General features: G+C 69.0%; 16 protein-coding genes. 13 read left to right on the top strand and 3 right to left on the bottom strand.

Annotated elements, in window-relative coordinates; translation table 11 throughout:
- Positions 1-71: 71 nt before the first annotated feature.
- Genes RF650_RS05615 through RF650_RS05595 form a run of 5 tightly spaced genes read left to right on the top strand, consistent with a single transcriptional unit; the run spans position 72 to position 3,059 of the window.
- Positions 72-605: a hypothetical protein gene (locus tag RF650_RS05615; RefSeq protein ID WP_368814357.1), complete on the top strand. Its 534-nt coding sequence runs from the start codon at positions 72-74 to the stop codon at positions 603-605.
- Positions 602-982: a hypothetical protein gene (locus tag RF650_RS05610; RefSeq protein WP_368814356.1), complete on the top strand. Its 381-nt coding sequence runs from the start codon at positions 602-604 to the stop codon at positions 980-982. The genes RF650_RS05615 and RF650_RS05610 overlap by 4 nt, the downstream gene beginning before the upstream one ends.
- Before the next feature lie 58 nt (positions 983-1,040).
- Entirely contained in the window at positions 1,041-2,426 is a 1,386-nt protein-coding gene (locus tag RF650_RS05605) for a M23 family metallopeptidase (protein ID WP_368814452.1), read from the top strand.
- 1 nt (position 2,427) lies between these two features.
- Entirely contained in the window at positions 2,428-2,643 is a 216-nt protein-coding gene (locus tag RF650_RS05600; protein ID WP_368814355.1) for a hypothetical protein, read from the top strand.
- A 2-nt stretch (positions 2,644-2,645) separates the two neighbouring features.
- Positions 2,646-3,059: a hypothetical protein gene (locus RF650_RS05595; protein ID WP_368814354.1), complete on the top strand. Its 414-nt coding sequence runs from the start codon at positions 2,646-2,648 to the stop codon at positions 3,057-3,059.
- A gap of 412 nt (positions 3,060-3,471) precedes the next feature.
- Here the strand turns inward: RF650_RS05595 and RF650_RS05590 are convergent, their stop codons facing one another.
- On the bottom strand, positions 3,472-4,227 hold the full coding sequence (locus RF650_RS05590) for a TVP38/TMEM64 family protein (protein WP_368814353.1): 756 nt from the start codon (positions 4,225-4,227) through the stop codon (positions 3,472-3,474).
- Positions 4,228-4,405: 178 nt separating this feature from the next.
- On the opposite strand from RF650_RS05590, the gene RF650_RS05585 reads away from it, so the two are divergent.
- The 5 genes from RF650_RS05585 to RF650_RS05565 all read left to right on the top strand — a co-directional run bounded on the left by RF650_RS05585 (position 4,406) and on the right by RF650_RS05565 (position 10,411).
- Positions 4,406-6,637: an MMPL family transporter gene (locus RF650_RS05585; protein ID WP_368814352.1), complete on the top strand. Its 2,232-nt coding sequence runs from the start codon at positions 4,406-4,408 to the stop codon at positions 6,635-6,637.
- A 154-nt stretch (positions 6,638-6,791) separates the two neighbouring features.
- On the top strand, positions 6,792-7,721 hold the full coding sequence (gene serB, locus RF650_RS05580; protein ID WP_368814351.1) for a phosphoserine phosphatase SerB: 930 nt from the start codon (positions 6,792-6,794) through the stop codon (positions 7,719-7,721).
- A gap of 66 nt (positions 7,722-7,787) precedes the next feature.
- Positions 7,788-8,570 (top strand): ABC transporter ATP-binding protein, encoded by a 783-nt coding sequence (locus RF650_RS05575; protein WP_131332912.1) that lies wholly within the window; start codon positions 7,788-7,790, stop codon positions 8,568-8,570.
- A 9-nt stretch (positions 8,571-8,579) separates the two neighbouring features.
- Positions 8,580-9,485 carry a sulfite exporter TauE/SafE family protein gene (locus tag RF650_RS05570; protein WP_368814349.1) on the top strand — a complete coding sequence of 302 codons (906 nt, stop codon included), beginning with the start codon at positions 8,580-8,582 and terminating at the stop codon, positions 9,483-9,485.
- A gap of 95 nt (positions 9,486-9,580) precedes the next feature.
- Positions 9,581-10,411 (top strand): RNA methyltransferase, encoded by an 831-nt coding sequence (locus tag RF650_RS05565; RefSeq protein WP_338136579.1) that lies wholly within the window; start codon positions 9,581-9,583, stop codon positions 10,409-10,411.
- A gap of 353 nt (positions 10,412-10,764) precedes the next feature.
- On the opposite strand, the gene RF650_RS05560 is transcribed toward RF650_RS05565, so the two are convergent.
- Together RF650_RS05560 and RF650_RS05555 are read right to left on the bottom strand one after the other, a co-directional pair.
- Entirely contained in the window at positions 10,765-12,702 is a 1,938-nt protein-coding gene (locus tag RF650_RS05560; RefSeq protein WP_368814347.1) for a S8 family serine peptidase, read from the bottom strand.
- A gap of 259 nt (positions 12,703-12,961) precedes the next feature.
- Positions 12,962-13,222 carry a type B 50S ribosomal protein L31 gene (locus tag RF650_RS05555; RefSeq protein WP_035962003.1) on the bottom strand — a complete coding sequence of 87 codons (261 nt, stop codon included), beginning with the start codon at positions 13,220-13,222 and terminating at the stop codon, positions 12,962-12,964.
- Positions 13,223-13,372: 150 nt separating this feature from the next.
- On the opposite strand from RF650_RS05555, the gene RF650_RS05550 reads away from it, so the two are divergent.
- From RF650_RS05550 to RF650_RS05540, 3 genes are all read left to right on the top strand, one after another.
- Positions 13,373-15,307 carry a hypothetical protein gene (locus RF650_RS05550; RefSeq protein WP_368814345.1) on the top strand — a complete coding sequence of 645 codons (1,935 nt, stop codon included), beginning with the start codon at positions 13,373-13,375 and terminating at the stop codon, positions 15,305-15,307.
- Entirely contained in the window at positions 15,308-16,372 is a 1,065-nt protein-coding gene (locus tag RF650_RS05545; RefSeq protein ID WP_145004617.1) for a lipoate--protein ligase family protein, read from the top strand.
- 143 nt (positions 16,373-16,515) lie between these two features.
- Positions 16,516-17,538 carry an LCP family protein gene (locus RF650_RS05540; protein WP_368814451.1) on the top strand — a complete coding sequence of 341 codons (1,023 nt, stop codon included), beginning with the start codon at positions 16,516-16,518 and terminating at the stop codon, positions 17,536-17,538.
- Positions 17,539-17,616 lie beyond the last annotated feature (78 nt).

Raw genomic sequence — 17,616 nt, 5'->3', positions numbered from 1 at the left:
GCAAGAGGGTACTAACCCAACTGCGAACCACCCCGCATAGTGGTTCGACCCGTGTTCCGAAGGAGCCCATCATGCCTGACCATCAGCCCCGCGCCCTGAGCGAGCCTCCCGGCCGGCGGGACCGTGTCCGCTTGAACGTGCTGTCTCTGCGAGACTCCGCGCTGGCTGTGGTCGGCGGGTCACTGGTCGCGGTCGATGCCTTGGTCCCGGATGGGAGGTGGCTGGCGTCCTACTCGCTGGCCACAATTCCTGTGTGGGTGCAGGTCGTGATCGCTGTCCTGCTGGCGGCTGGCGGTCTGGTCACTGCCCACGGGGTGCTCGTCCGCGCGCGCCGCGGTAAGAAGATCGCACCGCTCACCACGATCTTGACGGAGCGAATTGGCTGGCTGCTACTGACCTTCGGGTGGGGCACTACCGCAGTCGCGGTGTTCGGCAACGGTCGGATGGGGTCCACGCTATCGCTGCTCATCGTGTCCGGTCTCGCGCTCGGCGCACTGTTCAAGATGCTGCTGCTGTGGCAGTTGGAGCGTCAAGCGCGTGCCGAGCTCGTGGCGTCCGCACGCACGAAGAAGAACCTGCAACGGCTGCGAGGTGATCAGGGGTGAGTTTCTGGGAGTGGGCTGGCTCCTCTGACCCGACGGCGGTGATTACCGCCGTGCTCGGGCCAGCCGGAATCATCGCAGCTCTGATCACGTGGGCGACGTCGCGCCGTAAAACCAAGGTCCCGGCGGAAGAGCAGGCAAAGGTGGTGGAGGCGGTGACCGCACCGGCCCCTGACCGTGACGCGCTGTGGATCGCACGCCAAGCGCTCGAGGCAGCCGCCGAGGCATCCGCGAAAGCCGACCGCGCATCCGCCCGCGCCGACCGGGTCACCGAGATCAACGGCCAACTGTGGCAATGGATCCGCGACGTCCGCGGCCAATGGCACGTCGTGCGCCTAAAAGAAGACCCACCACCCGAGCCGATCATCAAGAACCAGTGACCCCGCCCCGGCGGGGTTTTCTCATGCCCCACACGGGGCAGGAAAGGGGGTGGTCGGCATGGACCTCACGGTGACCTACCGCGGCCCAGACGGCATGTCCCAACAACTCTGGGACGAAGTCCGCGCACGCTACGGCACCCGCGCCCAGAACAAAGGATTCGTCACCGGGTACATGGCAGACGCTCGCGCCGGATCCACCGGCGGCCACTTCGCCGACCGCCACGGCATCACCCATGCCGTGGACATCGGCGTCGACATCGAAGCCGACGGGACAGGACTCCTCCCAGCCGACGCACTCGCGCTCACCGAGCACCTCCGCGCGCTAGGCGCCGGCGGGCAGCACCCGTTCTCGAAGCGCGGCTACCTGATCCATGACCTGTCCACGACCACCACCCCGGCACCGAGGATCGCGGGGTTCCACACCGGGTGGAAGTGGCAGGTGTACACCGGGGCGTCCCCGCACTCGGACCATATACACGTCACCACCGGTGGTGACCAGCAGTGGGGCGGACCCCCGCAGCTGGAACCCGCGATCTACAACTCGAAGCAGTCCTGGGGGGTTGCCCAGGCAGGAGGGGAAGGCATGAGCGGTGCGATGCGACCCGTGCCCGAGAATTACCCGGTCACGCAAACCTTCTACGCCAACGCCACGATCTACAACTACGGCGCAGGGCACGGCGCGATTGACTACGGCGTACCCGTTGGTACGGCCGTCCTGGCCCCGGAGGATATGACGATCATTCATGCCGATTGGGCGTGGAACCTCAAGGGCGGCCCAAACGACTGGGCTATGCGGGACTACCAGATCAAACCCGCGCCGGGGGACACGCGCACCGGCGGGGGAATCGCGGTCGCCGGGGTGAACATGATCGGCTCCCACTGGTGGAAGTGCCACCTCTCCCGCACGAACCTCAACCCCGGGGACAAGGTCAAGAAGGGTCAGATCATTGGTTGGTCCGGCAACACCGGATCGTCCACCGGACCGCACCTGCACCTGTCGCTGCTGCCGCCGAACCCGAACTTCTCCAACGGCTACTTCGGCGCCATCGACCCCGCACCGTACATCAAGGAGCGGTACGCGCCGCTCACCTACACCACCTGGCAGGGCTCACCCACCACGGGTAAAGGCTCGGCCTCGAAGAAAAAGGACTGGTTCGACATGGCCACAGAAGCTGACCTCCGGCGCATCGTGCGCGAAGAGATCCGCAAGAACCTCCAGCATGCGGAGTTCACAGACATCAACGGGAAGAAGCAGACCCTCAACCAGATCTGGGTCTTCCGCACCAAGAAAGCCGAGAAGTTGCTCGGGGCAATCGCTCAGGCTGTGCGCCCCTCGACCATCGCGCTCGCGGTGTGGGGCTACAAGAACGCCAAGGTCAACGGCGACGCCGATGCGTACAAGCTGTTGACCGAGGCCCGCGACGACACCCAGAAGGGAGCCTGACATGGCTGCCCCAATCCTGAAGTACTTCGGGTTTTCCCACCTACCCGAGCCCTTGCTAGAGGTCTCGCAGAAGTTCCACTCGCTGGCCTTCGAGCTGGACGGTCTGCTCCCTGACGGGCCGGAGAAGACCACGGCGCTACGCAAGATCCTCGAGGGCAAGGACGCCGCCGTTCGGGCTGCGCTCGACGCCGAGCACGACAACCAGAAGGGAGCCTGATCATGGCTGCTAACTCGAAACTCGTTTCCGCCCCTGACACCGTATCGCCCAAGGTGTTCTGGCCGCTCGTGGTGGCCTTAGTCCTCACTTTCTTCGGCACGTTCCTGGCCGCCGTCACCCCGGACATGCTCGGCGGCGCGGGTGCCTTCGCTGTGCCCCTGGCGCTCGCGCTGCAGGCGGTCGCTATGACCGCGACCGGGTACTTGAAGGGTGACCGGCTGCGCGCGATCGGCTCCGAGGCGACCGCCGCGATCCTGCCGGTGGCCCCCACATCGGAGGTCACCCCGCCCCTGCCTCCGGCTGACGACTCGCTCACCCCCACCACTGAGCATGCGGAGCCCGACGACGCCGGGCAGCTCGAGGCCGAACTCGCGCAGTTCGACCGAAACCCCGGCGGTGGATCCAGTGCGGCCTGACCCCGCATAACGAAGCGCCCCCACCATCACGGTGGGGGCGCTTTCGTCTTTTGAGGGCTCCCCAGGCGCGTTGACACGGTCAACATGTGGGCGGGTGGCACCGGACCTCAGCGGCGTCGGACCGCGCCGTTCCGCACAGGATAAGAGCCGGAGACCCCGCTGAGCGGTTTTCAAGTCCCCCCTCGCGCACACGATTCGGGAAGCCCCCAATCCGGAGACATGAGTTCCGGGTCGGGGGTTTTTCGCATGCCCGCCCGAAAGCCCGGGGCGGGATGCGTCTCGGGGGCGGGGTGCGCTAAGTACATCTGAGGCCCGAAACCGCACCAGATCAGCCGTGGACCTGCCGTATCGGGGCACAGATGTATGTGGGCCGGGGCGGACCCGGTCAGGCGTCGGCGGTGCCCTCCGCCGGCTAGTGCCCTCTGCGGTTCTGCGCGGCCACCGAGCGCCAGCGGCGAAACGCGATGATCGTTGCCACGACACTCACCAGGCACGCCACACCGAACACGATCAGGTGTGCCCACGTGGGTTCCGTGGCCAGCGCCCCCAGCCCCACGAGGGCCACCTGTCCGGGGATCACGGTCAGGGCACTCGCGGAGAGGAACACGCTCTGGGGGATTCCCAACGCACCGCATCCGTAATTGACCGGCCAATAGGGGATCCCGGGGGCCAATCGCAGCGTGGCCACGGCCTCGAAGCCCGCCCCGGTGAGGTAGTTCTCCACGGTGTCCGCGTGCTTGCCCATGATCTTGCGGGTCGCCTGCTTCCCGAGTCCCCGCGCGAGCCAATAGCCACCCCAGCCGCCGATCAGCGCGGCCACGACGGAGAACACGCTGCCCAGGGTCGCCCCGAAGAGCACGCCGGCCGTGACCGCCATGATCGTCACGGGGATCGGGGTCATCGCCACGATCGCGTAGATGAGGATGAACACGAGCCAGCCGGCCCAGCCGTAGCCGTTAATCGTGGCCTCGAGTTCGGCCTGGCTCGGCAGGTGCACGGTGAACGCGAGCCACACCATGAGCACGAGCACCAGGATCAGTGCGGCGTTACGGGCCCACGTGACCCAGCTGCTCATCGAGTCGCCGTCGTCCGGGCCGGAGGGTGCGCTCGACGCCTCCCCGGTCGAGGAGTCGTCCGGGGAGGGTTCGGGCTGGAAACGGGTGGCCACGGGCACCCACTGTACGACCAGCATCCACGGGCGGGCGTTTGTGGCCCCCGATGACCGCGAAGGTGACGGGTGTAACCCCTACGATGGGGGCAGCTGCCCGCAGCGCAGCGTCGTCGGACTCGGCCCCGCGCGGGCACGACCGGTGACCCCCCCCGCGCCGAGACCCCACAGGTGAGACATGCCCAGTAGCCCCACCCGCCCCGTCCCCGAGCACGCGGAGGACACCAAGAGCGCCGGCCCGGACGCGGGCGGAAAGCGGCCGGGGTGGGTGCGCCGGCTGATCCCCGTGGTGCTCGTGCTTGCGTGGCTGGGGGTCATGGGCGTGGGCGGACCCACGTTCGGCAAGCTCTCGGACGTGGTGTCCAACTCGCAGACGGACTTCCTGCCCGTGAACTCGCAGGCCACACAGGTCCAGGACCGGCTCGGGGAGTTCCAGGACTCGGACGGTGTGCCGGCCATCGTGGTCATGGAGTCCGAGAACGAGATCACGCCGCGGCAACTACGCGCGATCGGGACGAACGCGCAGGCCCTGGGTGAGCTCCAGGACGTCCTGGAGGTCTCCCCGCCCATCCCGAGCGAGGACGGCAAGGCCGTGGAGATCATCGCCCTGGTGAGCTCGGAGGCGGACACCGGCACCGTGGTCGAACACCTGCGCGAGCGACTGGCCGAGGACATCCCCGAGGGACTGTCGGTGGCCGTGACCGGTCCGGCGGGACTCGTGGCGGACCTCTCGGCGGCGTTCGCGGGTATCGACGGGCTGCTGCTGATCGTGGCCCTCGTGGCGGTGCTCGTGATCCTGGTGATCGTCTACCGCTCGCCGCTGTTGCCGTTCCTCGTGTTGCTCACGAGCGTGGGCGCGCTGTGCGGGGCGATCATCACCGTCTACTTCCTGGCGCAGCAGGGCTGGATCGATCTCAGCGGGCAGACGCAGGGGATCATGTCGATCGTGGTGATCGGTGCGGCCACCGACTACGGGCTGCTCTACACCGCGCGGTTCCGCGAGGCCCTGCACCACACGCCGTCGCGCTGGACCGCGACCCGTATGGCCTGGAAGGGCACCGTGCCCGCCGTGCTGGCGTCCGGGACCACGGTCATCGCGGGTCTGTTGTGCCTGCTGTTCTCCGCCCTGACCTCCAACCGCGGCGTGGGTCCGGCCACCGCCATGGGCGTGGTCTTCGCGATCCTCGCCGGTCTCACGCTGTTGCCGGCGCTGCTCGCCCTGTTCGGTCGGGTGGCCCTGTGGCCCCAGATGCCGCGCGTGGACGAGAACCCCGAGACCCACGAGCAGGCCATGAACCCCTACGACCACAAGGGGCTGTGGCCCTCCGTGGCGCGCCTCGTGGACCGGAGGTCGCGCGCGGTGTGGCTCGTGTGCGCCGTCGTGCTGGGCGCCGCCGCCGTGGGCGCGAGCCAGCTCGACGCGGACGGCGTCCCGCAGTCCGAATTCGTGCTGGGGGAGTCCGAGGCCCGCGACGGTCTGGCGGTCATCGAGCGTCACTTCCCGGGCGGCGCGGGGGATCCCGTGTACGTCCTGGCCCCGCAGGAGGACGCCCAGGCGGTTGCCGAGCGGTTGTCCCAGGACGACGACGTCGCGTCCGTCGCGTTCACCGCCCAGGACTCCCCGAACGGGACCCTGCCATATCCCACGCCGCAGGGCGGACCCCTGGCGAACGCGGGACCCACCGTGAGCAACGGGGACGTGCTGATCCAGGCGACCCTCACCTACGCGTCCGACTCCGAGGAGGCCCAGGCCACGGTCACCCGCTTACGCGACGATCTCGCCGGGATCACCCCCGACGCGAAGATCGGCGGGACCACCGCCGTGCAGGTGGACACGATCGCCGCGTCCGAACGTGACCGCGCGCTGATCATCCCCATCATCCTGGCGGTGATCCTGCTCATCCTCATGGTGTTGCTGCGCAGCATCCTCATGCCCGTGCTGTTGATCGCCACCACCGTGCTGTCCTTCTTCTCCGCGCTCGGCGTGGCCACCCTGGTGTTCCACCTCATGGACATCAACCAGGCAGACCCCACCGTGCCGCTGTTCAGCTTCGTGTTCCTCGTGGCGCTGGGGATCGACTACAACATCTTCCTCATGAGCCGCGTGCGCGAGGAAGTCGTCACCGCGGGCCACCGCATGGGCGTGCTGGCCGGACTCATCACCACCGGCGGGGTCATCACCTCCGCGGGCATCGTGCTGGCCGCGACGTTCGCCGCACTGGCCGTGCTGCCCATCCTGTTCCTGGTGCAGCTGGCCATCATCGTGACGATCGGCGTGCTCATGGACACGATCATCGTGCGCTCGCTGCTGGTGCCCGCCCTGGCCCTGGACCTCGGCCCCCGCTCGTGGTGGCCCTCGCGCGTGGGCACCCCCGGGAAGCACCGCGCCCTGCCGACGACGCCGCGCTGAGCCTTCCTGACGCCGCACGGCTTACGTGCCCGCGGCCCGGGAACGGGCCGAGCGACGTCGTCGGTGCGGTGGAACGGCCCGCGGGAGTGGTCCGAGCGGCGTCGTGCCGGTGCCTTCTTTGTGCGCGCTTCCGCGGGGCCGATAAACTGCGACCATGTCCCAGAACTGTGCTGTCGTCGCCCTGGCCGTGTCCCCGGAGGACGGTGCCACCGAAGCCGTCCTCGACGCCGTGGAACGTGCCGGTGCCGTGGTCGAGACGCACAACTGGGTGCGGGTCACGGGGACCGCGTCGGACGGGCAGGCTGCGGACGTGGAGGGCTACAACGCCCTGACCGTGCGCGTGCAGACCGAGGACCCGCAACAGCTTCGCCGCGCCTTGCAACCGGACCCGCAGCGGCAGTTGCTGCCGGGGATCGACCTCAACGTGGTGCCGCACACCTGGTTCGACCAGTCCCGCAAGAAGCTCGTGGTGCTGGACGTGGATTCCACACTCATCCGCCAGGAGGTCATCGAACTGCTCGCCGCCCACGTGGGCCGCGAGGCGGAGGTCGCCGCGGTCACGGAACGCGCGATGCGCGGTGAGATCGACTTCGCGGCGTCCCTGCGCGAGCGCGTGGCCGTCCTGGAGGGACTGCCCGCCTCGGCGATCGACGACGTCGCTGCCGCCGTACGGCTCTCGCCCGGAGCCAAGGTGCTCGTGCAGACCCTGCTGCGCGAGGGACACGCGGTGGCCGCGGTCTCGGGCGGCTTCAGCCAGGTGCTGGACCCGCTCGCGGCGCACCTGGAACTCACCCGCGCGGCCGCCAACGAGCTCGAGATCCAGGACGGCGTGCTCACGGGACGCGTGGCCGGGCGCATCGTGGACCGCGCCATGAAGTCGGAGGTCATGGGGCAATGGGCCCAGGAATTGGGCGTGGCACCGGAGGACGTCATGGCCGTGGGGGACGGCGCCAACGACATCGACATGGCCCGCGCAGCCGGGCTGTCCGTGGCGTACCGGGGCAAGCCCGCGCTGCGGGAGGTCGCGGACACCCAGGTGAGCATCCCCAACCTGGACGCCCTGCGCTTCTTCCTGGATCTGTGACCGAGCCGGGCTGCCACGGAGCGCCGGACCGCGAACCGGCGCGCGCGGGGCATTAGAGTTGCCGTCATGAGTTCAGTGCTTGATCTGGTGGACGTCACGGTGGTCCGCGGCGAGAAGACCCTGTTGGACGGCGTGAACTGGACCGTGCGGGACGGGGAACGGTGGGTCATCCTGGGCCCCAACGGCGCGGGTAAGTCCACGCTGTTGTCGATCGCCGCCGCCCGGTTGCACCCCACGCGCGGCATGGTGGACATCCTTGACGAGATCCTCGGCGCGGTGGACGTCTTCGAGCTGCGCCCGCGGATCGGTGTGAGCTCCGCACCCCTGGCCGGTCAGATCCCGCATGCGGAGACCGTGGCGAACGTGGTGCTCACGGCGGCCTACGGCGTCACGGGGCGCTGGCGCGAGGAGTACGACGACGCCGACGTCCAGCGCAGTGAGGAACTGCTCGAGGCCTGGGGCTTGGGGGCCCTGCGCGAGCGCACGTACGGCACCTTGTCCGAGGGCGAGCGCAAGCGTGTTCTGATCGCCCGCGCCCTGATGACCGACCCCGAACTGTTGTTGCTCGACGAACCCGCCGCCGGTCTGGATGTGGGCGGGCGCGAGAAGCTCGTGCAGCGCCTCGATGAACTCGCCCGGGACGAGGCCGCCCCGGCCACGGTCATGGTGACCCACCACCTCGAGGAGGTCCCGGACGGGTTCACCCACGCGCTGTTGCTGCGTGAGGGTGCCATCGTGGCAGCCGGTCCGGTGGCGCAGGTGATGACGCAGAAGAATCTCTCCCACACCTTCGACATGCCCCTCAAGCTCGTGCGCGTGGCCGATCGTTACGCGGCGTTCGCCCGCTGATCCGCCTCCATGCTGACACTGTCCTCCGCCATGGTCCCCGCGGAGTTCTTCGGTTCCGGCGGGACCGTGGGCTTCGAGTGGTGGCAGGTGCTGCTGATCCTCGTGGCCGGGTTATGGGCCGGGACGATCAACACCATCGTGGGGTCCGGCACGCTCGTGACGTTCCCGGTGCTCGTGACCATGGGGGTTCCCCCGGTCACGGCGTCCATGTCCAACGCCATGGGGCTGATCGCCGGTAACCTCACCGGCGCGTGGAGCTACCGCAGTGAACTGCGTGGGCTGACCCGCACGCTGTTGAAACTGCTGCCGTGCTCGATCCTGGGCGGGGTGATCGGCGCTTCCCTGCTGCTGCACCTGCCCGAGGAAGTCTTCGGTGTGGCCGCGCCCGTGCTGATCGTGGTCGCACTGCTGTTCGTGGTGTTCCAACCCACGCTCCAGGCCAAGGTCCGCGAGCGCAAGGAACGTCAGGCCCGGGACGCCGCGGCCGGCGGCCTGGATGCCCCGCAGGCGGGGAAGACGGCCACGGACACCGAGGCCGTGGACCGGTCCAAGCAACCCTTGATGTTATACGTGCTCGTATTTTTCGCGGGCATCTACGGCGGGTACTTCGTGGCCGCGCAGGGCGTGTTGCTCGTGGGCATCCTGGGTGTGTTCCTGCTGGCCCCGCTGCAATCGGCGAACGCGGTCAAGAACGCCCTGGTCGCGGCGGTGAACATCGTGGCGGCGGTGTCCTACGTGCTGCTCGCGTTCGACCGGATCAACTGGTGGGTCGTGGTGTTCATCGCCCTGAGCTCCACTCTGGGGTCGTGGCTGGGCGCCAAGATCGGCAAGCGGCTGTCCCCGGTGGCGCTGCGCACCGTGATCGTGGTCCTGGGTCTCGTGGCGCTGACCAACATGGTCTCGCAGCTGTTCTGACCGTTACCCGTTTTATCGTGCCGTCGTTCCGCGGGCCCCGTTCCGCCGCACCCCTTTTCCTCCAGAACCTTGTTCCTCCGAGCCCCAGGATGTCCGTGAGCACTTCCGCGCCCCTGTCCGAACGCATCGTCCCGCTGACCGACCCCGCGGATCCGCGCGTCGCCGACTACACGAGCCTCACGGACGTGGCCCTGCGGCGTCGGCTGGAACCCGAGCGCGGGCTCTACCTCGCGGAGTCCTCCAAGGTGCTGCGCCGAGCGCTCGACGCCGGCCACCGACCGCGCTCGTTCTTCATGGCCGAGAAGTGGCTCGAGGGGCTGCGCGACGTGCTCGAACGCTTCGACGTTCCGGTGTACGTGGGCTCCGATGACGTGCTCGAGCGCATCACGGGGTTCCACCTGCATCGCGGCGCGATCGCGGCCATGCAGCGCCCCGAGCCCCTCGAGCTCACCGAGGTCCTCGCACGGTCACGGCGTGTGGCGATCCTCGAGGACATCGTGGACCATACCAATGTGGGCGCGATCTTCCGTTCCGCCGCGGCCCTGGACGTCGACGCCGTTCTGGTCACCCCGCGCTGTGCGGACCCCTTGTACCGCCGCGCGGTGCGGGTGTCCATGGGAACCGTGTTCCAGGTCCCGTGGGTGCGCCTGGAGCACTGGACCGCGGATCTGCAGAAAGTGAAAGACGCGGGGTTCCTCACGGCGGCCCTCGCCCTGTCCGACGACGCCGTCACGGTGGACGAGCTCGCGGCCGAGCACCCGGAGAAGTTGGCGTTGATCCTCGGGACCGAGGGCCAGGGGCTGAGCGCGGCCACGCTGCATCACGCCGAGCGGCACGTGATCATCCCCATGAGCCACGGCGTGGACTCGCTCAACGTGGCCGCGGCGAGCGCGGTGGCGTTCTGGGAGACCCGCCCGCGAGGGTGACCGCCGCGATTTCGTCCGGGTGCCACCCTGGACCATCTCGTTGCCCCGCACCGCATGCCCACCCATGAACGTCCAGGCATCCTAAGGCCACCCACGAGTCTCTGGGCACCCCGAGGCCATTCGCGGGGGTCTTTCGTGGCCTCGGAGTGCCTAGGAATTGCCCAGGTGGCCTCGGAGTGCCTCAGAGTTGCTGGACGGCGCGGCGGTAGCTGGGAGCTGCGCGAGGCGCAGAGGTGGCAGTGCGCCGTCGGCGGATACGGGCCGGGAATGACCGCAGGGCGGTTCCCCGGGAAGGGAACCGCCCTGCGGCGTTGTCGATGTCCCTCACGAGGGAGGGGCGACCGGGGGAGGGGTCAGCGGGTGGTCCACACCCCGCGCTGGGGGGTCCAGTGGGCGGTCACGCCGTTGGAGAAGCGCTGGAGCACCTCGCCGCCGCTGCGGTACTCGTCCGTGACGGGCCAACCCCATCCGCGTTCGAAGCCCGCGCGCTTCCACGCGCCACCGATCCCGCCGGTCTCTTTCACGGCCTTGGGGCCCGTGGCGGGGGTCCACAGCACCTTGGTGAGCGAGGACCCGTTGCGGAAGAGCTGGTAGGCGCCGCCGGGGACCCGGCGCTCGTCCGAGCTGGGGTACCCGTAGCCGCGCTCACGGCCGGCGGAGATGAACCTGGAACCGATGGCCGTGGGGTTCTCCACCACGTAGGCGCCCGTGGAGCGGCTCCAGTAAATGGTGGTCTTGCGTCCGTTCTTCACGAACTCCTGGTAGCGACCACCGTTGGCGGCGTTGGCCTCGTTCATCACGGGGTTGCCCCACGTGGCGGCGCCACCGGTGGCACGCCACTTGGAACCGATCCCACCCGCGGCGGTGTAGGACGCCTGGACGGTCGTGCGGGGCGTCACGGCGCGCACGGCGGCGGCGGGGTCCAGGTTGAGCGAACCCAGCGGGCCGCTCGCGGTGGAGGTCAGCAGCTGTTCGATCCGCGCGGGCGTGAGCCCGGGGTCCCGCTGCTTCATGAGCGCCACGGTGCCGGAGACCAGCGGGGTGGCCATCGAGGTCCCGTAGAGGTTGCCGTAAGTAGGAGCACCCGGGGCCGTGGTGCCGGAGTTGAAGGTGGAGAGCATGGGGTTGGCGGCGGTCCCGCCCGGGGCCAGGATGTCCACGACCGCACCGGTGTTGGAGTAGCCGGCGGTGTAGCCCGTGGTGTCCGAGGCGCCCACCACGATGGTGTTCGCGCAGTTGGCGGGAGCCGTGCCACCGGCATTGACCGAGCTGTTGCCTGCGGCCACGACCACGGGGACCTTACGGCTGACCGCGGTGTTGATCGCGTTCTGCATCGTGGTGCCGCACTGGCCCGGGTAGTTCAGGGACAGGTTGATCACGGACGCGGGATTGCGGTTGGCCGACTGTCCGGCCACGGGAGCACCCGCGGACCACGAGATGCCGTCCGCGATGTCCGAGACCCACCCGTTGGTGCACTTGCCGAGCACGCGCACGGGGAGGATCTTGGCGCCGGGTGCCGCGCCGCTGATCCCCGCACCGTTGTGGGTCACACCGGCGGCGAGACCGGCCACGTGGGTCCCGTGCCACGAGGAGTTGCGGGCTCCAGCGGAGCACTCGCCGGGAGCACTCCAGTCGCCCTCGTCGCGGGGGTTAGCGTCACGCAGGTCGTAGTCTCGGGAGAGGTTCGTGTCGTTGATGAAGTCCCGTCCGGGCACCACCTTGGAGTCCAGGTCCCCGTGCGGGGTGATCCCGGTGTCCAGCACGGCGATGGTCTGTCCGTTGCCGCGGGACATGTCCCACGCGGCGGGGAAGTTCACGCCGCCCTGCTGGGGGAGCAGGCTCCACTGGAACTGGGTATAGGTGTCGTTGGGCACCCAGGACACGGAGGCGAGCCGGTCCGCTTCCGCGTATTCGACGGCGGGGTTGGCCTCGATCTCGCGCACGAGGTCCTTCTGCTCGGACTCGTCCAACTCGCGGTCCAGTTTGAGGACGTCCGCTTGCGCGGTGGTCTGCTTGACGTGTTCCTCGACCTCGGGGGTCTTGGTGTCACTCAGCGCCTGTTGGGCGGCGGTGTCCACGACCTTCTCCTTGGCGGCTTCCGGGGCCGCGGTGTCCCGGAACTTCACGATCACGCGATCGGATTCGGTGGGCGGATCGGAGGGCACCGTGGCGGCGGGGGCGTCCGGGCCGGCGGCCGGGTTGGTGGGTGCGGCCACGGCGGGTTGTGCGGTCAGTGCCAATGCGGCGGTGACCGCGAGAGGCAGGACCGCGCGGCGAACCAAGGCGCCCATGGAACCAGTCGACGGGGGAGTTGTGGCAGAGGGCAGGGGGGAGTGCAGGTGTGCAGAACTCATAGGTGGGGGAGACCTTTCGGTGGTCCCGGCACGAAGGAGGGGGGAGCACCGGAACCTGGGGGGATAGAGCCTCGACCATCCTAGGGGAGAGATCACATTTTGATGACGATTGCATGTTTCATGTCGTCACGTGCCCGCACACGACGACGCCCGGCCCACCGAAGGGTGGACCGGGCGTCGGGGGAGAAGTTCGGACTTACTTGCCGGACTTCCCGAAGTTCGCGAACCGCTGGTTGAAGCGCTCCACACGGCCGGCGGAGTCCATGATGCGCTGCTTGCCGGTGTAGAACGGGTGTGACTCGGAAGAGATCTCGACCTCAATGATGGGGTACTCGTTGCCGTCCTCCCACGTCTCCGTCTTGGAGGAGGTGGCGGTGGAACGGGTCAGCACGACCTTGCCGGACGCGAGATCGCGGAACAGGACCGGGTGGTAATCCGGGTGAATGTCAGCCTTCATGGTGTCAACCTTCTGTAGGTGTCTGGATTTTGCCAGGCACGGCGTTGCTCGGATGCGGCGCACCCGAACGTGGGCACACCAACGCACTATGGTACGCCCGTGGCGACGCACAGTCGATCCGGGCCGCGCGCATCCCGGTACGCTGGGCCCGTGAGGACCTCCCCCCGCCCTCCCGTCACCCCGGTACGACGCCGCGCGCTCGCCATCCTGAGCACCGTCCTGTTGTGCGCGACCGCCTGCGCGGGACCGCAGCCCGGCCCGTCCGCGTCGTCGGCGCCCGAGCCCACCGGACCCGTTCCCGGGGTGGCCCGTAATGCGCCGTTGCATGCCGTGGACCCGGGTCTCGTGGCGGCCGCCCGGGACATCCCCGAGACCTATCCGGGGAGTGCACCCCGCACGAACGATCCCACCGTGCGGGTGACCCTGGGCCGGACGAGTCCCGGGGACGAGGACTACCGGCACGGTTCCGTGGGGCTGTCCTTGGAGTCCACGGATCTGGCGGACCCTCGGCTGGAGGAGGACAATCACGACCTCGTCTCGATCCTGCAGTCCCTCCATGAACCGACCCTGCGCTTCGGGGGCAACTCCACGGACCGGCGCTTCTTCTTCACCTCGACCGACGAACCGATCCCCACCGACTGGCCCCTGGCCAAGGGGGAGAAGATCACGAAGGTCACCCCGACGGACCTGGAACGCGTCGCGGCCCTCGCCCGCCGTACGGGGACGTCCGTGATCCTGAGCGCCAACCTGGCCCGCTACGACCCGGACCGGGCGGCAGATCTGGCGGCGCACGCGCGTGCGGCGTTCGGGGACCGGCTCGTGGGGCTGATGATCGGTAACGAGCCCAACGGGTTTCACCGGGGCTCGGACGATCCCCTCAACGTCAAGGGACCGGAGTGGAACCGGGCGGTCTACGCTCGTCAACTCACCGCCTACGCCCGCGCGGTGCACCGGAAGGTTCCGCACCTGCGCATCGTGGCACCGGGGGCCTATTCCGATCCGTGGTGGGAAGTCGCCGCCGAGGCCCCGGGCACGGCTCCCTTCGCGCTCGCACTGCACCAATACCCCCTCTCCGAGTGCGGGACGCGGTGGACCCGGCAGAAGCCCACGGTGACCAACGCGGTGGCCCCGCAGACCCGCGAGCGCGTGGACGCCCTGGTCTCCCGCGCCCGCTCCGTGGCGGACGAGCACCGCGTACCGCTGTGGATCACCGAGACCTCGCTGTCCTCGTGCCCCGGCGGGAACCAGATCACGGAGACCCTGGCCGCCGCCGTCTACCAGGCCGACTACTCCGTCCGGGTCCAGGCGCTCGCCGCGGAACGGGTCACCGCGCACTCGTCCCTGGGCCCGTGCCACGGTGGCCCGCCCATGTCCCCGCTGTGCTCGGACGGCACCGTGGGCTCGCCCGGCGAACGCTTCGGACTGCGCGCCAATGGCCTCGCGCTCGCGTTGATCGCGAGCATTCCGCAGGGCACCATGACTCCGGCGCGCACCGGGTCCGAGGACCTCACGGCGTTCGCGGTGACCCACGCGGACGGGAGCACCTCGCTCGTGCTCTCCGACTTCCGGGACCCGGCCACCGCGGGCCCCCGCACCACCACGGTCGCCACGCCCGGGCCGGTGCAGCGCGTCACGCAGTCCCAGTTGCGCGGCGGCTCGTGGCGCGCCACCGCTCCGGTGGGCGACGCCGCGGACGCCCCGGGCTCACCCGACGGCGCTACAGCCGGGGAGCATGCGACGGACGACGCCGCACCGGGGGCGACGTCGTCGTACCCCGCGGACCCGCGCGTGCACCTGAGCGTGGAGAACGCGCTACGCTCCTCGGCCGACGGTGCGGTGAGCGTGGACGGCTACGGCCTGCCTATCACCCCGCCCGCCGACCGACCCGAGGTCGCTGGGGTGCGGTCGGGAGCGACGTCGTTCGCGGTCTCGCTGCCCGCCGGCACCACCACAGTGCTTACCATCGAGACGGAACACGCCACGGCCCGGCCGAGCGCCACCGCGTCGCCCTCCGGGGACGGGACCCCCACCCCGAAGGCCACACCGGGGGTGCCCCGGGCCACCACACGCAGCGGAGGTCAGTGAATGAACACGACGAGCGCACACGGGGAGTACAAGGTCCCCGGCGGGAAACTGGTGGTCGCGGACTTCGACGTCACGGACGGACACCTGGAGAACGTGTCCATCAACGGGGACTTCTTCCTGGAACCGGACGAGGCGCTCGCGGACATCAATGCGGCTCTGACCGGTCTGGCCGAGGACACGTCGCCGCAGGACATGGTCAAGCGGATCGAGGCGGCCGTGCCGCGCGACGCCGTGCTGTTCGGCTTCGACGCACGCGCCGTGGTGATCGCGGTGCGCCGCGCGCTGGACCGGGCCACGAGCTGGTCCGATCACGCGTGGGAGGTGATCCCCGCGCAGGTGCGCCCCACCCTCGAGAACCTCGCACTGGACGAGGTTCTCGCCAAGGAGGTGGGCGCGGGACACCGCCATCCCACGCTGCGGATCTGGGACTGGGACGAACCCGCCGTGGTCATCGGATCGTTCCAGTCCGTGCGCAACGAGGTGGACCCGGAGGGGGCCGCGCGTCACGGGATACAGGTGGTACGCCGGGTCTCCGGGGGTGGGGCCATGTTCATGGAGGCCGGTAACTGCATCACGTACTCGCTGTACGTGCCGCAGACCCTGGTGGACGGGATGAGTTTCGCGGATTCCTACCCGTTCCTGGACGCGTGGGTCATGCAGGCCTTCGCGGACCTGGGGGTCGAGGCGTTCTATGTACCACTCAACGACATCGCCACGCCCCAGGGCAAGATCGGGGGAGCGGCGCAGAAGCGCTTCGCCAACGGCGGGATGGTGCATCACGTGACCATGAGTTACGACATCGACGCCGAGAAGATGACGGACGTGTTGCGCATCGGCAAGGAGAAGCTCTCGGACAAGGGCACCCGCTCCGCGAAGAAGCGCGTGGACCCGTTGCGACGCCAGACGGGGCTGGCCCGCCGGGACGTGATCTCGGCGCTGACCCGCACGTTCACGCAACGCTACTCGGCCGGTGTTGGTAAGGTCTCAGACAGCGAACTCGCCGCCGCCCGGGAGCTGGTGGAGCACAAATTCGGGACCGAGGGATGGATTCACCGCGTGCCGTAGGTACTATGTGCGATAGCAATCAACGGCTCCGCCGACCGACGGCCCGCCCCCCGGGACGGGATCCCCAGCGTCGCCGTGGCGGCAGCGCTGTCCGGTGAGTGTCGCTCGATTCCGACCCCCCACCCACGGAGTGCCACGTGTCCATGAACCAGTTCGAGTTCGACGAAGAACAGTCCCGCCCGCGCGGAAAACACACCGGACGCAACATCCTGCTCACGGTGCTGGCCCTCCTGCTGGTGGTGGGCGTGGTCGCCGGTCTGTTCGTGTGGAACCTGGGTCGCAACTTCGATCGTGGGGCCTCGACCCTGGAATCGGCGTTCCCCGAGGAGTCGGCCCGCCCGGCCAAGGGCTCCGCCCTGGACGCCGGCACCACCGTGTTGCTCCTGGGTTCGGACAAGCGCCCCGACGGTGTGGACCCCAACGTGACCGGCTCCCGCGCGGACTCCATCATGCTGCTGCACATCCCCGAGGACGGGGGGCAGATGTACGTCATGTCCATCATGCGCGACACGTGGGTGGACATCCCCGGGGTGGGGGAGTCCAAGATCAACGCCGCCCTGGACCACGGCGGGATGCCGCTCATGGTCGAGACCATCGAGCAGAACTTCGGGACCCGCGTGGACGAGGTCGCGCTCGTGGACTTCGCGGGCTTCGAGGGCCTCACCAACGCCCTGGGCGGGGTGACGGTCAACGTCCCCGAGGCCTTCACCTCCCAGGACGGACACCGCTTCGAGGCCGGGCCCCAGGAGCTGAGCGGGGAACAGGCGCTCGCGTTCGTGCGGGAGCGCTATGCGTTCTCGGACGGTGACTACCAGCGGGTGCGCAATCAGCGCGCGTACCTGCAGGCCATGATCAACAAGCTCGTCAGCGCCGGCACCCTGACCAATCCGCTGAAACTCAACGAGGTGGTCAAGGAGATCTCCCCGTACCTGACCGTGAGTGACGGCCTCACCTCCGGGTGGATCGCCCAACAGGCCCCCAAGCTCGTGGGCCTGAGCAGCAGTGACATCCACATGTTCACGGTGCCCAACAATGGCGTGGGCACCTCCTCGGACGGCCAGTCGATCATCGTCGCGGACACCGACGCCATGCAACGGATCGGCAAGGCCATCTCCGACGGCACCCTGGACCAGTACGCCACGTCCCTGGACCAGCAAGGCCAGTAACCGCTCGAACACCCCCACCCATCCCGACTCGTGACCCCCCCCGCGAGAGGCCCATGAACCGCACACAACCCCCCGCAA

This window comes from Kocuria sp. CPCC 205297 (assembly GCF_040981035.1).
GTDB classification, from domain to species: domain Bacteria; phylum Actinomycetota; class Actinomycetes; order Actinomycetales; family Micrococcaceae; genus Kocuria; species Kocuria marina.
The sequence above is the reverse complement of the archived record's forward strand: the minus strand, read 5'-3'. Positions and strand labels throughout refer to the sequence as shown.

Coding starts and splice junctions, on each gene's coding strand:
- RF650_RS05615 (WP_368814357.1), top strand. CDS start 72: ATGCCTGACCATCAGCCCCGCGCCCTGAGCGAGCCTCCCGGCCGGCGG.
- RF650_RS05575 (WP_131332912.1), top strand. CDS start 7,788: ATGAGTTCAGTGCTTGATCTGGTGGACGTCACGGTGGTCCGCGGCGAG.
- RF650_RS05605 (WP_368814452.1), top strand. CDS start 1,041: ATGGACCTCACGGTGACCTACCGCGGCCCAGACGGCATGTCCCAACAA.
- serB (WP_368814351.1), top strand. CDS start 6,792: ATGTCCCAGAACTGTGCTGTCGTCGCCCTGGCCGTGTCCCCGGAGGAC.
- RF650_RS05570 (WP_368814349.1), top strand. CDS start 8,580: ATGCTGACACTGTCCTCCGCCATGGTCCCCGCGGAGTTCTTCGGTTCC.
- RF650_RS05560 (WP_368814347.1), bottom strand. CDS start 12,702: ATGGGCGCCTTGGTTCGCCGCGCGGTCCTGCCTCTCGCGGTCACCGCC.
- RF650_RS05540 (WP_368814451.1), top strand. CDS start 16,516: ATGAACCAGTTCGAGTTCGACGAAGAACAGTCCCGCCCGCGCGGAAAA.
- RF650_RS05595 (WP_368814354.1), top strand. CDS start 2,646: ATGGCTGCTAACTCGAAACTCGTTTCCGCCCCTGACACCGTATCGCCC.
- RF650_RS05585 (WP_368814352.1), top strand. CDS start 4,406: ATGCCCAGTAGCCCCACCCGCCCCGTCCCCGAGCACGCGGAGGACACC.
- RF650_RS05555 (WP_035962003.1), bottom strand. CDS start 13,222: ATGAAGGCTGACATTCACCCGGATTACCACCCGGTCCTGTTCCGCGAT.
- RF650_RS05600 (WP_368814355.1), top strand. CDS start 2,428: ATGGCTGCCCCAATCCTGAAGTACTTCGGGTTTTCCCACCTACCCGAG.
- RF650_RS05545 (WP_145004617.1), top strand. CDS start 15,308: ATGAACACGACGAGCGCACACGGGGAGTACAAGGTCCCCGGCGGGAAA.